Source organism: Neisseria subflava (assembly GCF_003044645.1).
Classification (GTDB): Bacteria; Pseudomonadota; Gammaproteobacteria; order Burkholderiales; family Neisseriaceae; genus Neisseria; species Neisseria subflava_B.
In genome coordinates this window covers 1-15,899 of the sequence record NZ_POXL01000013.1, presented here as the reverse complement: position 1 = coordinate 15,899, position 15,899 = coordinate 1, and the positions used below count along the sequence as shown (strand labels likewise).

Genomic DNA, 15,899 nt, shown 5'->3' with positions numbered 1-15,899 from the left:
CGGTCGAGGTGGCGGTAATTTCGACACGGTAAGCGGTATTGACCGCCTCGGATGCGCTAAAGGAGCGGACTGAAAGTGAAGGGGAAAAACGGGCAAAGGTAAGGTGGTAGGATTGGCGGGCGGTCATGACAGAAAAATTTTAGAATGACAATGAATTTGATATATTAACTTGGATTATGCTGATGGTAAAGCGAATGAGCTAAATGGAAATAAGGCCGTCTGAAAGGTAATAAATCCTGTTGATTTTAATCCCCTTATCAACAAACCTTAAAACTCTCTACGATTAAATTTTTAAGAAATTTGCGTGAATCAACTTCTAAATCTAACTATTTTTTTAATAACTATACCGCCCACTCATTTCTAATGAAAAAAATACAAATTTAATGGAAAATACACACCTTCAAACTTAATCACCTTTAGAAAACGAATGCGTTCCTTCCTTCACATCCTCAAAAAAATCGGCAAAATAGCGCTGATTATCCCTATTTTTGCCCTATTGTATTTTTTGTCTGCTTGGATGATGGCTTCATTGCCGCTTAATGAAGAGCAGCCCAAAGGGGAAATTATTTTATTTTTGGTCAGTAACGGCGTGCATACTGATGTAGTCATGCCGCTGAAGAATGATATTTTTGATTGGTCGGATGTCGTCAATCCAAAAGACACGCTCACTGCTGATCCTCAGATAACGCATATCGGTTTAGGCTGGGGGGAGCGCAATTTTTATTTATACACGCCTGAGTGGAAAGATTTGACTTTCTCCAATGCTTTAGGTGCATTAAGCGGGCTGAACCGTATGCTGATTCATGTTACTTATTATCCTTTTGAACCACGAGAAAATAGCCACGTCGTCAAATTTTTGGTCACGCCTGAGCAATACAGGAATTTAACAAAATCACTCTTGGCCGGTTTTCAACAAAAAAATGGGCACCCCATCTTGCTAAAAGGAATCCATCATCAATCTAACGATGCTTTTTACGAAGCCAAAGGACGCTATCATTTATTCAATACTTGTAACACTTGGTTGAATGACAAATTGGTTGAAAGCGGCCTGAAAGGCGTGTATTGGACTCCTTTTTCTTCGCCCTTGCTGGAACAATACCGATAGTCTCCACGCTTCTCAATTTTTGGTCTATGTAAAACTTCAGGCCGTCTGAACTTTTTCAGACGGCCTGTATTTTGATAAAAGCTCAAAGCCCTTTATTATATAAATGAAATTTTTAATAGAATTAAATTCTAATTTATATAAATAAACTAATTTTAAATTCCATAAAATAATTAAAATAAAGAAATTTTAGAATAAAATTGCTAAAACAAAAAACTAAGCCTTGTTTAATTCTGCTAAAACCTGTAACCTGTATCAGAAATAAACAAGAGAGCCCATCATGTCCCAACATCACCCTACCGACGATATTAAAATCAAAGAAGTCAAAGAGTTACTCCCTCCAATTGCACATTTGTATGAGCTGCCTGTTACGCCTCAGGTTGCCAATTTGGTTTATAAAACACGTCATGAGATTTCAGATTTGGTTCACGGCCGCGACAACCGTTTGCTGGTTATCATCGGCCCATGCTCGATTCACGATACTAAGGCGGCGGTTGAATATGCGCAAAAATTGCTGCCCTTGCGCAAAAAATATGAGAAAGAGTTGCTGATTGTGATGCGCGTGTATTTTGAGAAACCGCGTACAACCGTTGGCTGGAAAGGCCTGATTAACGATCCGCACTTGGACGGTACGTTTGACATCAATTACGGCCTGCGCCAAGCGCGTCAGTTGTTGCTGACTTTGAACGAAATGGGCATGCCTGCTTCGACTGAATTCTTGGACATGATTACGCCGCAATACTATGCCGACCTGATTTCTTGGGGCGCGATTGGTGCACGCACGACTGAAAGCCAGGTACACCGCGAATTGGCCAGCGGCCTCTCCTGCCCTGTCGGTTTTAAAAACGGTACGGACGGCAATCTGAAAATCGCCATCGACGCCATCGGTGCCGCCAATCATCCGCACCACTTCCTGTCTGTAACCAAAGCTGGTCATTCCGCGATTGTCCACACCAGCGGCAATCCTGACTGCCATGCGATTTTGCGTGGCGGTAAAGAGCCTAATTACAGCGCGGAACACGTTAAAGACGCGGTTGCGCAGCTTCAAAAAGCCGGCGTGAGCAGCAAACTGATGGTGGACTGCAGCCATGCCAACAGCCGTAAAGACTTCCGCAAACAAATGGATGTAGCGCGCGATGTTGCGGAGCAGCTGAAAGCCGGTGAAGAAAACATCATGGGCGTGATGGTGGAAAGCCACTTGGTTGAAGGCCGCCAAGACAAGCCTGAAGTTTACGGTCAAAGTATTACGGATGCCTGCATCGGTTGGGATACGACTGAAGAATTGCTGGCCCTGCTTGCCGAAGCGAAAGGTTACAAAGCGTAAGTGTGAAACCATTTAAAAGACCGGATATGTTCCGGTCTTTTTTGCGTCTGTCATTTTGATTTCTTTGCTCAAGATCCCGAGCAATTTTTAGTCAGGTTCAACATAAAAACAGTATGTTAGAGAATATTCAGGCCGTCTGAAAAACCCGATCACTCAGGTTTTCAGACGGCCTACTCTACTTTTCTTTTCAATTAAAACGTATGTTTAACCGTTGCAGTCACGCTACGCGGCGTGCCGTAAACGTGAATATCCGGCATGGTGCGATAGCGTTTGTTAAAGACGTTTTTAAAGTCCAAACTGATGCGGGTGGATTTGCCGATTTTGTAATGACCGGTCAAATCCAGCGTGGCGTACGGACGTTGGGTCAATGCGGCGGCAGCAGCCGGATTGATGTCTGCAGGGTATTCATCCAGCGTATGGCTGCGGCTTTGCCAGTTGACGTTGGCACCCAGGTTCAAACGGTCGGTTACGTCATACGCGGTAAAGAGTTTGAACAAATGAACCGGATAAGACGGATGCAGTTGAACCCCTTCGCTGTCTTTGATTTTGGAACGTGCATAAGACGCATTCAGCAGCCATTTATCACTCAGGCGGCCGCCGACAGAGAGTTCCACGCCTTTTGTTGTGGTGTTGTCGGCTGCACGGTAGTATTCCTCGCCATTCGCGAATTTGCCTGCGACAACGCCCAAATAGTCGCGTTTGTTCATAAAGACGGAAGCGGAAGCATTCAGACGGCCTTCAAACCATGACGCTTTCAAACCGGTCTCGTAAGTTTTGCCGCGCTGCGGTTTGAGCGCCGCGCCGTCTTTGGTCAGGTAACGCACTTGCGGACGGAAAATGGTGGTGTAAGACGCATAGGCAGTCAGATTGTCGCCGATGTCGTAGGTTACGCCCAAATAAGGAATGAAAACGTTTTGTTTATGGCTGCTATGTGCGAATTTGTTACGGCTGGTGCTGTAACGGTAACGCCAATCCACAAAACGGCTACCGCCGATAAAGGCGAGCTTGTCGGTCAGTTTGAAACGGGTCGAGCCGTAAACCGACAGGTTTTTCATGCGTGAAAAACCATCGCGCAGATACGGCATATCGGGTTTGGCGATGTTGCCGTCAAATTTACGTAAATCAGGAATCGTCGATTCGCCTTCTTCATAGAAAGAAAGGTTTTCTTTGTTGTCCTGATAGCTGATACCGACATTAAACTCGTGCGAGCGGCCCAACGCTGGATAATGGCCGTCCAAGGCCAGCGCAAAATTCTGATCGCGGTATTTGCTGCGGTCGCGGTCTGAAGTGAAAAGTGCAGAGTAATCAGGATTGATTTCAAATGTACCGGCAATGCCTGAAACGATGTCGTTTTTACCCGAAACATGGCTGTAATCGCCTGTCAGTTTCCAGCCGTTGTCAAACTCATGACTGAGGGAAGTGAACACTTCGGCACTGGTGTCTTTGCCGTATGCCCAGCGTGCGGACGAATTGCTGCGTGGCGAAGACTCAAACGGTTTGAATCCGTCTTTACGATTGCCTGCTGCGGTCAGGTAGCTGAAACGCGAGCTGCCGGTATTGCGGAAACGGTGTATTTCCGTACCGAGGCGCCATTGGGTTTGCGGCGTGATATCGTAAGACAAAGTACCGTAGAAAGTGTGATTATGGCGCGATGTACTCGGCAGGTAATCGCCGCCATGGTCGCTGACCAAAATAGCGCGGCCGCGCAAGGTATTGTCTGCATTCAAAGGCTGATTGGCATCAAGGACGAAGCGGTAGTGTTTCCACGAACCGACACCGGCTTCCACACTGATGGCTGGCTTGGCAGTCGGTTTTTTGCGTTCCAAAGCAACCGTACCGCCCGGCTCGCCCATACCGCCGTTGGACAAACCGCTTGCGCCGCGCACGACGACGACTTGTTCGTACAATGTGCTGTCCAGATTGTTGGTGCCGCGGCGGATGGCTTTACCGTCGTAAAGGAATTTGGGCGCGCCGTCTACGGAAATGCTGTCAATCGCCTGACTGCGCGAAATAAATTGGCTGTGGCCGGATACGTTGTTGCCCATTTTGCTGTGGAACACGCCCGGTGTTTGCTTCAACACGTCCTGCAAGGTATCCAAACCTTGGTCGTCCATTTGTTTTTCGGTAACGACAGACAAGGACTGCGGCGTTTCGCGCTGGGTCAGGCGGATGCCTGTCGCGGCAGAGGAAGCGGGAATGGTGTAGTTGGAAGTAGTCTGTTTTCCGACGCCTTGGACGGTAACTGTCGGTAAATCGACACGCTCTTGCGGCTGGGTATTTTCTACTTCGGTTGCGAAAGAATACGCCGAACACAGCGCCAGACTGACGGCAAAGCTTAATTTGCCATAGGGAAATACGGGTAGTGACATAGCTTCTCCAGTTAGCTGATGTTTTAATTTGGTGGCAGATTCTATCAAAAAGATGTAGTCCGATGAAACTATACTCTAGCCCCTATTTTCTAAGTAGTTCGTTTAATTCAAAATATTTATTTTTAATCTAGTCCTAATTAACTAAAAAGGCCGTCTGAAAACCCGCATCATCAGGTTTTCAGACGGCCTTAATCTTCTTATCGCAAAAAATCAGTCTGCCAATTTTCGTGCCAATTCTGCCAAACGTTTACCTTGTGCAAAGGCAATGTCGTTTTCTTCGGCAGTCAATGCCGGCTTGCCGTCGTGGCCGGAAACATGGCTTGCGCCGTAAGGCGTGCCGCCGCTTTGGGTATTGCTGAGCGCGGATTCGGTATATGGAATGCCGCTGATGACCATGCCGTGGTGCAACAGGGGCAGCATCATGGTCAGCAAGGTGCTTTCTTGGCCGCCGTGCAGCGAAGATGTGCTGGTGAATACGGTGGCAGGCTTGCCGACGAGTTCTGCACCGAGCCAAAGGGGAATGGTTCCGTCGATAAAGTATTTCATCGCGGCGGCCATATTGCCGAAACGTGTCGGGCTGCCGAGCGCGAGGCCGGCGCAGTTTTTGAGGTCGTCGGCAGTCGCATATGGCGCACCTTCGTCGGGAATGGCTTTTTCAACGGCTTCGCAAACGGTGGAAACTTTGGGAACGGTACGCAATACGGCTTCGCAACCGTCCACGCTTTCGATACCGCGCGCGATTTGACGGGCAAGGTTGCGCGTGCTGCCGTTTTGGGAATAAAAGAGAACGAGGATTTTCAGAGGATTTGGGTTCATTTGGGGTTTCCGTTACAATGCTGTCAGGTTTCAGACTGCCTTTTGAATACTCGGGCCGTCTGAAAAGAAGAAATTTCAATTTAAAAGTGGGAAAAGGTTATGCCGTTTTCGCAATGGTGGCAAGGTTTTTTAAAGAGTAAAGGCGTGGCGTTCGCTTGGTTTGTCGTGCGCCGTTTTGATGAGGAGCGTGTGCCGCAGGTGGCGGCAAGCATGACGTTTACGACTCTTTTGGCTTTAGTACCCGTGTTGACGGTGATGGTCGTCATCGCTTCGGCCTTCCCCGTTTTCGACCAATGGTCGGGGGAATTTGTCTCTTTTATCAACCGCACCATTGTGCCGCAGGGCGCGGATATGGTGTTTGACTACATCAATGCGTTCCGTGATAAGGCCACCAAGCTGACGGCGATCGGCAGTGTGATGTTGGTCGTAACCTCGCTGATGCTGATTCGGACGATAGACAATGCGTTCAACCGGATTTGGCGCGTCAATTCGCAACGGCCTTGGATGATGCAGTTTTTGGTGTATTGGGCGTTGCTGACGTTTGGGCCTTTGTCTTTGGGCGTGGGCTTGTCGGTCGTAATCGGTCAGGTGCAAGTAGTGGGCGGCTCGGAATGGCTGAGGGCTATCACTACGGTTTCATTTATTACGCTGCTGCTGTGGGGTTTATACCGCTTTGTGCCCAATCGTTTCGTGCCTGCCAGCCATGCTTTGGTCGGCGCGGCTGTAACGGCGTTTTGCTTGGAAACGGCACGCTTTTTGTTCGCTTGGTACATGGGCAACTTTGACGGCTACAAATCAATTTACGGCGCATTTGCCGCTGTACCGTTTTTCCTGTTGTGGCTCAACCTATTATGGACGCTGGTATTGGGCGGCGCGGTTTTGACTTCGTCCCTATCCTACTGGCGCGGTGAAGCGTTCCGCCGCAGTCTGGATGCGCGCGGCCGCTTTGATGATGTATTGAAAATCCTGTTGTTGCTGGATTCTGCCCAACAAAACGGCAAGGCATTGCCGGTGCAGGAGTTCAGACGGCATATCAATATGGGCTTTGACGAATTGGGTGAGCTTTTGGAAAAACTGGCGCGACACGGCTATGTCTATTCCGGCCGTCAAGGCTGGGTCTTGAAAATGGGAGCGGAGTCCATCGACTTGGCGGAGCTGTTCAAACTCTTTGTCTACCGTCCGCAAACGCTTAATAAAGACAAGGTCAATCAAACGGTTGACCACATCATGCAGCCCTGCTTGGAAACCTTGAACATGACGCTTGCCGAGTTCGGCGCCCATACAAAAAAACAATCCTCTTAAACCTGACGCCGTCTGAAACCAAAAATATCAAGTTTCAGACGGCCTTTGCTATAATCGGCACACTACTGAATACTACATTCGACCTACAAGGAAAAATAGATGAAAACACCAGCCCTACTCTCTCTGCTCGGTTTGATTCCATCTGCCGCCTTCGCCGCCCACGGCGTAGGCCTTGGCCAACCACCCAAATATCCGGCCAACTTCACCGCTTTCGAATACGTCAATCCCAACGCTCCCAAAGGCGGCTCATTTACCACGCCTTTCCTCGGTGCTTTTGACACGCTCAACCCCTTTACCCTCAAAGGCAACCACGAATACGGCATCAGCATGCTGACGCTCGACACCCTGACCGAGCAAAGCATGGACGAACCTTACGCCGTTTACGGGCTGATTGCCGAAGACATCGCCCTGGCGCCGGACGGCCTTTCCGTTACCTTCAAAATCAACCCCAAAGCCAAATTCCACAACGGCGACCCCGTTTTGGCCAAAGACGTTGCCGCTTCATTTAACATCCTGACTAAAGACAAAGCTGCCGCACCCATGTACCACTTCTACTGGAGCGACGTGGCCAAAGTGGAAACGCCCAACGACCGCACCGTCGTGTTCCGCTTCAAACAGCGCAACTCAGAATTGCACATGATTCTCGGCAGCCTGCCCGTCTTCTCGCATAAAAGCTATCCCAAAGGCCTGGCCGCCGCTCCCAACAGCCTGCCCATCGGTTCCGGCCCCTACCGTTTTGCCAAAGCCGAAAACGGCCGCATCAGCGAGTTTGTCCGCGACAAAAACTACTGGGCGCAAAATCTGCCCGTGCGCAAAGGCCGCTACAACTACGACCACATCCGTATCAAATACGTCAAAGACGAAGTTGTCCGCATCGAAGGGCTGAAAGGCGGCCAATATGACTTCGTACAAGAAAACGTCGCCCGCAACTGGGCGCGCGCCTACTCCGACGAAGTCCTCAAGAAACGCAATCTGTCCAAACACGAATGGGTACAAAACAGCACAGCCGGCATGCAAGGCTTCGTCATCAATATGCGCCACAAGCCCTTGGACAATATTTACGTCCGCCGCGCCTTGATTGAAAGCTTCGACTACGAAAGCGTCAACAGCCGCATCTTCTACGGCGCATACCGCCGCACCGACAGCTTCTTCACCAACAGCACCATGGCCGCAACCGGCAAGCCTGACAGCGCGGAAACCGCATTGCTCAAATCATTGGGCACCAAGCTGCCCGATGGCGTATTGGATCAAGACGTCCCTATGCCGCCGGTTACCGACCCCAAACTGGGCGTGCGCCCGAACCTGCTCAAAGCACGCGCCCTGCTTGAAAAAGGTGGTTATCAATACAAAAACGGCAAAGCAGTGGACAAACAAGGCAAACCGCTGACCTTTGAATTCCTCGCCCCAAGCAAAAACTACGAACGCATTACCGCTAAATGGCAGCGCGACCTCGCCAAAATCGGTATTACCATGAACGTGCGCACCGCCGATTCCGCCGTGTACCAAAAACGCATGAACGACTTCGATTTTGACGTAACCACCGGCTACTACGGCAACAGCGAAAGTCCCGGCAACGAGCAATACGACTACTTCAGCTGCGCCGCCGCCAAAACCGAAGGCAGCCGCAACCTATCCGGCGTCTGTCATCCTGCGGTCGAAAAACTGCTGACCCATTTCAACAGCTTTACCAACCGCCAAGAGCTGCAAACCACCTCGCGCGCGCTTGACCGACTGATCCGCCACCAATACACCATCGTTCCAAACTGGTTCGCCGACCGCTATCGCGTCGTGTACCGTAACGATGTGGGCATTCCGTCCAAGCTGCCGAAATACTACGACCCCATTACCTTCGCCATGACCGCAGGCTGGAAGAAAAAGTAGTCGCATTTCGACAACACGTCCAAGCGTCTGACAAGCCCTTGGCGTGTGGTCTTAAGCATAGAATCATAAAACCTATTTGTTTGTTTAAAAACAATCAATCGGCTGATTCCAAACAAACATAAAAGAAAAAACAACTTAAAGCCAAATCAAAGGCCGTCTGAAACATCCGTCAGCAAAATCATCTGCAACGGAACATTTCAGACGGCCTTTTCATCTCTTTTCAATCCAGTTTCACAACCAAAGCAAAATATCGAAAATGAACAAAAAAATTGCAAAACAATACCCTCAAATTTTACAAAACCGTGTACACTGCAAGGTAAGAGTTTGAATTATAAGGTTAATCTTAATAAAAACTACAATCATCCAAATTTAACCTAAATCAAGCATTCATATAACAGACAAAAGGAACAATAATATGGAAATCAAGCGTCTCTCTACCATTCTCAAACTGATTGCCAATCCCGAACGCATGGCCATCCTTTTTCTGCTGCTTGACGGCGACCGCAGCATTACCGAACTGGCACAGGCACTCGACTCCTCCCCAACCGGCATCGCCAACTACCTCGCACGCCTGCGCACCGAAGGCATCATCGATTTCACGCGCTACCACCGCATCATCGAATACCGCCTTATCTCCGAAGAAGCCACCACCATCCTCAATACCCTGCGCACGCTCAAAGACCAAGCCGAATAAATAAATGATTCCACATCACAACATCAAGGCCGTCTGAAACATCAGCTTTCAGACGGTCTGCTACTTTCAACCCATATCGAAAAATAAACCAATCCGCTATACAATACCGCCCATGCCCACAGGCGCAATCCGCCGCCCTCCCACCCAACAGCACACACGGAAACATCATGAAAATCACCACTTGGAACGTCAATTCCCTCAACGTCCGCCTGCCCCAAGTACAAAACTGGCTGGCCGACCACCAAGCCGACATACTCGCCTTACAAGAACTCAAACTCGACCAAGACAAATTCCCGGCCTCCGCCCTGCAAATGATGGGCTGGCACTGCGTCTGGAGCGGCCAAAAAACCTACAACGGCGTCGCCATCATCAGCCGCCACGAACCGCAAGACGTACATTGCGGCCTGCCCGCCCTTCCCGACGACCCGCAACGCCGCGTCATCGCCGCCACCATCAACGGCGTGCGCGTCATCAACGTCTATTGCGTCAACGGCGAAGCCCTGGACAGCCCAAAATTCCAATACAAAGAACAATGGTTTGCCGCATTGACCGAATTCGTCCGCGCCGAAATGGCCGTACACCCCAAACTCGTCCTGCTCGGCGACTTCAACATCGCCCCGGCCGATGCTGACTGCTACGCCCCCGAAAAATGGCACGAAAAAATCCATTGCTCCTCCATCGAAAGACAATGGTTTAAAAACCTGCTCGACCTCGGCCTGACCGACAGCCTGCGCAAAATCCACCCCGAAGGCGCGTTCTACACCTGGTTCGACTACCGCGGCGCCATGTTCCAACGCAAACTCGGCCTGCGCATCGACCACATCCTCAGCAGCTCCGAACTCGCCGCCACCCTCACCGACGTCACTGTCGACTTAGAAACCCGCGCCCAAGAACGCCCCAGTGATCATGCGCCGGTAATTGCAGAGTTTGACTGTTAGATTTTGAGTGAATAAACAATAAGGCCGCCTGAAAACTGAATTTCAGACGGCCTTGGTATTGTGCACAATAAAATATAGATTGAATTCTCAAATCTATTTGTTTTTGAGATTACAATAAGAACAAAGTTTGAAAATTTAGGAGTACATATGTTACTAGATATTAATGAGGATTTTAAATTAGTCTATGATCTTTCTATTGAAATAGAAAGAGATCCAAGCTTTATGCATCTGGTTCAACAAGTAACCCTAGACCCCAATAAGCCGCATGTTGGTTTAAAAGGGAATTTAGGGTTATATGGATCTGAACTCTGGTGGGAAAATATAAAAAACAAAGTGATGAAAACAAATATTATTAGAGGAGTAATAAAAAGATGCTATAAAGCAGGCCAAGATAGCCAAGACTCAGTTAATTCATTCGAACTGATATTGCCTGATGGCCGAACATGGAATGAAAGTATCTATACAAATAACAGAAAAGATATTAACCTTTTTAAAATTGGTCATGAAGTTATTATATTTTATGCACATGATGAAATAAAACCATCTAATGGTATTAATGAACAAATAAGATATGCTGATACAGTTATTGAAATGGCTATATCAAAAAATGTTGTTATGGGCTACGCTGATAAATCTAGGTTTGTAAGATTTTTAATGTCTTTACGTCTATTGAAAACCAAAATATGAAAAAAGGTCGTCTGTTAATATTCAGACGACCTTCTTATTTTTACCTTTCAGACGGCCTTTAATATTTCTAATCAACCCAGTGTAACCATCTCAATCTGCTCCATACTTCTACCCAAGAAGCGTTCGCCGATGGTTCGGAAGCGCAGTGGGATGTCGCTGACGTAGAAGCGGTAATCCGGGTTGTCGTTTTCTGTATTCAGCAAACCTGCTTGCGCCAAGGCTTTGGCGGTGGCTTCGGCGGTGGTGATGGCGGAATCGACCAAGGTGACGTTTTGTGCTTCACGGCCGATAAGCGGTTTGAGCAGTGGGAAGTGGGTACAACCCAACACCAGCGTATCGATGTCGTCGGCCAAGAGCGGCTTCAGGTATTCGCGTACGGTCAGACGGGTGACTTCGTGATCGAGCCAGCCCTCTTCCACCAATGGCACAAGCAGGGGCGCGGCTTGTGTGCGCACCAGCGTGTCGTTGTTTTTTGAATGGATGGCGCGCGCGTAGGCATTACTGTTGACGGTGGTGTTGGTCGCGATAATGCCAATTCGGTTGTTTTTGGTGGTTTGCAAAGCGGCTTCTGCACCAGCGGAGATGACGTCCAATACGGGCATATTGCCTGCTTTTTGACGGATTTTTTGTCCGGCAACGGCGGCGATGGTGTTGCATGCGATGACGAGTGCTTTGACATCGTTTTCCAGCAGGAAATCGACAATCTGCATGGCGAAGGTTTCGATGGTGGCGCGGGATTTGGTGCCGTAGGGGACGCGTGCGGTATCGCCGAAATAGATGATGTTTTCCATCGGCAGGCGTTCCATCAGGGCGCGGACGTTGGTCAAGCCGCCGACGCCGGAATCGAATACGCCGATGGGGCGTTGTTTGCTGGTACTCATGGTTAATTTCTTTAATATAGAGTTAAGGCCGTCTGAAACCGTTTTTCAGACGGCCTGAAGGTTAAACATATTCTTTTTTATCGTTTTCCACCCAAGCCTGATGCGAGCAAATCCACAACAGCACGATACCGCATACGGTCGAGCTCAACATCATACCGGCCATCACCAAGGCGGAACCATTGTGCAGCCAAGTCGTTGCCATGCCGACTGATGCGCCGATAAGGGATTGGAACACGCCTAAAACGGCATTTGCGCTGCCGCCCTCTGCGCTGAAATAGCTCATAAAGCAGGCTTGAGTGTTCGCACCGACTAAGCCTTGCGTACCGACTGAAAACATCACGCACAGCACCAAAGCCCACAAAGGCGGCAGAGACAGCGACAACACCAAAACCGTCATCAGCAGATTGGCGGCAAATTGGACGATAATGCCCCATTTGAGGATGTTTTGAGGATGCGTACCGGTTTTCAAACGCCATGCGGTAACGCGGTTAAACGACATCATGGTAATGATATTAAGCGCAAATACCCAAGCATATTGGTTTGGTGAAACATGATACAGGTGTTGGTACACAAACGACGATTCGGTCAAAAAGGCAAACATCGAACCGAAACTGAAAGCTTGGAAAAACAAATAGCCCATTGCGGCGCGCGTTCTCAAAACGCGTTTAAACCTGCCCGCCACCACGCCGAACACGTCCATGCTGATTTTGCCTTTTTGGTGCGGCTTAGGCAGGAAATACCACATCAAACCCCAAAGCAGCAGCGAATAACAGGCCAGAAAACCGAAAATCATGCGCCAGCCGCCCAAATTCTGCAAGCCTGCACCAATCATCGGTGCCATCAGCGGCACAATCATCAGAATGATGCCGATTAAGGCAAACATCTGCGCGGCTTTGCGTCCGGAATAATAATCGCGCACCATCGCACCGGAAATCACCACGGTCATCCCCGCGCCAAACGCCTGCAAGGCACGCAAGTTCAGCAGCTGCTCGACATTATTCACCATCGTCAAACCGATAACGGCGGCAAAGTAAATGCTCAAGCCCACCAAGGCGACAGGTTTGCGGCCTTTAATATCCGAAATCGAACCGCCGACCACCTGACCAAACGCCACGCCAAACATAAAAAAGCTCAGGCTTTGCTCAATACGGTGGATGTCCGAACCCAGCGACTTTGCCATTTCGGGAATCGCAGGCAGATAGGCATCGACAGAAAACGGCATCAGCGCGACCAACATCGCCATCAGCACGGCCATGGTTTTTTCGCCCAAAGGGGCTTGTTGTGCAGTCATTCCGACTTTCGCTTTCGTAAAAAATATTCAAAAAACAAAGAAAACAACCGCCTTGTCAGACGGTTGCGGATTGGATGGAATTATAGCAGATTTCAACCTTGTCCAATCACTGCAAAAAAACCTTTGCAAAACTTAAGGCCGTCTGAAACTTTGCTTGGTTGAATCCCCTCGCCGCAAACGTTAAAATGCTTGTTTTTTAAGACAACAAATTGTTTCACATCACGGATTCTAAGGAATAATCATGACTACATTTCAAATTGCGCGTGCCGACGGGAAAACGCTCGAAATCCAAGGCAAAATGGCCAACCGCCACGGCTTGATCGCCGGTGCAACCGGTACGGGTAAAACCGTTACCCTGCGCCGCATGGCGGAAGCCTTCAGCAGCGAAGGCGTCCCTGTATTTTTGGTCGATGTCAAAGGCGATTTGTCAGGCATCGCGCAAGCCGGTGCCAACAGCGGCAAAGTAGGCGAACGCATTGCCGAGTTTGATTTGGGCGAACATTGGCTGCAAAATTTCCCCGTGCGCTTTTGGGATGTTTACGGCGAAACCGGTATTCCCGTACGCGTAACCGTTTCAGAAATGGGCCCTATGCTTTTGGCCCGCCTGATGAATCTGAACGACACGCAAGAAGGCCTGCTCAACCTCGTGTTCAAAGTTGCCGATGACAGAGGCTGGCACATTTTGGACTTGAAAGACCTGCACAGCATGTTGAAACACGTTTCCGACCACGCTTCGGAATACCGCACACAATACGGCAACGTTTCAGCCGCCAGTATCGGCGCGATTCAACGCCAACTGCTGACTTTGGAAAACGAAGGTGCAGAAAAATTCTTCGGCGAACCTTCCCTCAACCTGCAAGACTGGATGCAAACCGACAACGGCAAAGGCATCATCAACATCCTCAACTCCGAAAAACTGATGCGCTCGCCGCGTATGTACAGCGCGTTTTTGCTGTGGATGTTGGCGGAGTTGTTTGAAACCCTGCCCGAAGTCGGCGATTTGGACAAACCAAAATTCGTGATGTTCTTCGACGAAGCGCATTTGATGTTCGACAATGCCGCCAATGCGTTGGTCGAACAAATCGAACAAGTCGTGCGCCTGATCCGTTCCAAAGGCGTGGGCGTATATTTCGTCACCCAAAACCCGCTCGACTTACCCGATACCATCCTCGGCCAACTGGGTAACCGCGTGCAACACGCCCTGCGCGCCTTCACACCGCGCGACCAAAAAGCAGTCAAAGCCGCTGCCGAAACCTTCCGCAGCAACCCAAACATCAAAGTTGCCGAAGCGATTGCCGAACTCGGCGTCGGCGAAGCCCTCGTTTCCTTCCTTGATGAAAAAGGTATGCCCGAGCCGGTAGAACGCGCCCTCATCCTGCCGCCGCAATCCGCCCTGACCCCGCTTGCCGCCGAAGAGCGCAACCGCTTGTTCCAAAACGATGATTTGTATCCAACCTATAAAGACATGGTGGACAACTACTCCGCTTTTGAAGCATTGGCCGAAGTAGATAGCCAGGCTGCCGCTGAAAAAGAAGCCGCAAATGCCGCCAAAGAGCAGGAAAAAGCACAAAAAGCCGCAGAAAAAGAAGCTGCCAATGCCGATCCCGGCATCCTCGGCGGACTGATCGGCGGTTTGAGCGGCGGACGTAAAAAATCCGGCCAAGGTTTGGGCTACAACGTTGCCGACGCCATCGGCAGCCAAATCAACCGCCAAGTAACCAACGCCATTTCACGCAGCGTAATGGGCATTATTAAAAATATGTTCAAATAATCAGCCTGCAAACATACTGCCTTTATTGCAATAGCCGCAAGTCGGATACTTGTATCCGACACCTTGCTTTCAGACGGCCTCAAAGCAGCCTGAAAACAAGCCAAGTGCCCGCCAAACAGGAAAACACGCCATGCCCCAAACCGTTACCCTTGTGCTGTACGACCCCGCACACGCCGCCGATTTGGACTACCGTCTGCACGGAGAGCAAGCACAATACTCGGTTTCGCCCCAAGAGCGGCTGCAAAACGGCCGGTTCGCCGCGCCCGACTGTTTGGCCGTAACCATTTTGTGCCAAAACCGCCCCATCGGATTTTTCATCCTTGATAAAGGCAGCGACCGCCTTACTTACAGCGCCAACCCCCGCGCCGTATTGCTGCGCTCGATGTCGGTCAACCCCGCATATCAGGGTCAAGGCTGCGCCCGCGCGGCGCTGGCTGACGATAAATTGGCGCCGCTCATCCGCAGCATATTGCCCGACTGCGACGAAATCGTGTTCGGCGTACACCACGCCAACCGCGCCGCCATCGGCCTGTACCAAAGCTGCGGATTTGCCGATACGGGGCGAACCTTTATGGGCACAAAGGGGCTGCAATATATTTACAGCAAAACGATTCGGTAAAAGGCCGTCTGAAAAGCAGCCTGAAACCCCAACCGCCGTCATTCCCGCGCAGGCGGGAATCTGCTCCGAATCACGGGCAGCAGCGGATAAAACCACCATTTCCGCAGCCGAAAAAAGATTCCCGCCTGCGCAGGAATGACGGAGCGGATAGGCCGTCTGAAAAACTGAAAACGACCGGTTTCCAACTCCCTCTCCTGCGCTCGCGCGGGGGAGGGTTGGGGAGG

General features: G+C 50.0%; 13 protein-coding genes. 9 read left to right on the top strand and 4 right to left on the bottom strand.

Translation table 11 applies throughout. From position 1 onward, the window contains the following. The first annotated feature begins 427 nt into the window (after positions 1–427). Positions 428–1,105: a TIGR02117 family protein gene (locus tag DBY97_RS11225; protein ID WP_107858377.1), complete on the top strand. Its 678-nt coding sequence runs from the start codon at positions 428–430 to the stop codon at positions 1,103–1,105. Positions 1,106–1,382: 277 nt separating this feature from the next. Then, positions 1,383–2,426: a 3-deoxy-7-phosphoheptulonate synthase AroG gene (aroG, locus tag DBY97_RS11215; RefSeq protein WP_070587588.1), complete on the top strand. Its 1,044-nt coding sequence runs from the start codon at positions 1,383–1,385 to the stop codon at positions 2,424–2,426. Positions 2,427–2,617: 191 nt separating this feature from the next. On the opposite strand, the gene DBY97_RS11210 is transcribed toward aroG, so the two are convergent. Together DBY97_RS11210 and wrbA are read right to left on the bottom strand one after the other, a co-directional pair. Next, positions 2,618–4,795 (bottom strand): TonB-dependent siderophore receptor, encoded by a 2,178-nt coding sequence (locus DBY97_RS11210; RefSeq protein ID WP_070587591.1) that lies wholly within the window; start codon positions 4,793–4,795, stop codon positions 2,618–2,620. Between the two features lie 210 nt (positions 4,796–5,005). Further along, a complete protein-coding gene (wrbA, locus tag DBY97_RS11205) occupies positions 5,006–5,611 on the bottom strand; it encodes an NAD(P)H:quinone oxidoreductase (protein ID WP_070587595.1) in 606 nt (201 codons plus the stop codon). Between the two features lie 99 nt (positions 5,612–5,710). On the opposite strand from wrbA, the gene DBY97_RS11200 reads away from it, so the two are divergent. The 5 genes from DBY97_RS11200 to DBY97_RS11175 all read left to right on the top strand — a co-directional run bounded on the left by DBY97_RS11200 (position 5,711) and on the right by DBY97_RS11175 (position 11,113). Next, a complete protein-coding gene (locus tag DBY97_RS11200; RefSeq protein WP_070587597.1) occupies positions 5,711–6,913 on the top strand; it encodes a YihY family inner membrane protein in 1,203 nt (400 codons plus the stop codon). A gap of 99 nt (positions 6,914–7,012) precedes the next feature. Continuing rightward, a complete protein-coding gene (locus tag DBY97_RS11195; protein WP_070607349.1) occupies positions 7,013–8,794 on the top strand; it encodes an extracellular solute-binding protein in 1,782 nt (593 codons plus the stop codon). 415 nt (positions 8,795–9,209) lie between these two features. Then, positions 9,210–9,488 (top strand): ArsR/SmtB family transcription factor, encoded by a 279-nt coding sequence (locus tag DBY97_RS11190; RefSeq protein ID WP_107858376.1) that lies wholly within the window; start codon positions 9,210–9,212, stop codon positions 9,486–9,488. 167 nt (positions 9,489–9,655) lie between these two features. Continuing rightward, positions 9,656–10,426: an exodeoxyribonuclease III gene (gene xth / locus DBY97_RS11180; RefSeq protein WP_107858374.1), complete on the top strand. Its 771-nt coding sequence runs from the start codon at positions 9,656–9,658 to the stop codon at positions 10,424–10,426. A gap of 147 nt (positions 10,427–10,573) precedes the next feature. Next, entirely contained in the window at positions 10,574–11,113 is a 540-nt protein-coding gene (locus DBY97_RS11175) for a hypothetical protein (protein ID WP_049331754.1), read from the top strand. Between the two features lie 71 nt (positions 11,114–11,184). Here DBY97_RS11175 and murI read toward each other — a convergent pair whose 3' ends face one another. After that, positions 11,185–11,994, bottom strand: a complete 810-nt coding sequence (gene murI / locus DBY97_RS11170) for a glutamate racemase (protein ID WP_049331752.1) — start codon at positions 11,992–11,994, stop codon at positions 11,185–11,187. A 61-nt stretch (positions 11,995–12,055) separates the two neighbouring features. Beyond that, a complete protein-coding gene (locus tag DBY97_RS11165) occupies positions 12,056–13,285 on the bottom strand; it encodes a multidrug effflux MFS transporter (protein WP_107858373.1) in 1,230 nt (409 codons plus the stop codon). A 241-nt stretch (positions 13,286–13,526) separates the two neighbouring features. Here DBY97_RS11165 and DBY97_RS11160 point away from each other — a divergent pair, with 241 nt between their 5' ends. Both DBY97_RS11160 and DBY97_RS11155 read left to right on the top strand, forming a co-directional pair. Further along, positions 13,527–15,056 (top strand): helicase HerA-like domain-containing protein, encoded by a 1,530-nt coding sequence (locus DBY97_RS11160; RefSeq protein WP_107858372.1) that lies wholly within the window; start codon positions 13,527–13,529, stop codon positions 15,054–15,056. Between the two features lie 130 nt (positions 15,057–15,186). Then, positions 15,187–15,675 carry a GNAT family N-acetyltransferase gene (locus DBY97_RS11155; RefSeq protein ID WP_036472879.1) on the top strand — a complete coding sequence of 163 codons (489 nt, stop codon included), beginning with the start codon at positions 15,187–15,189 and terminating at the stop codon, positions 15,673–15,675. Positions 15,676–15,899: the final 224 nt, after the last annotated feature.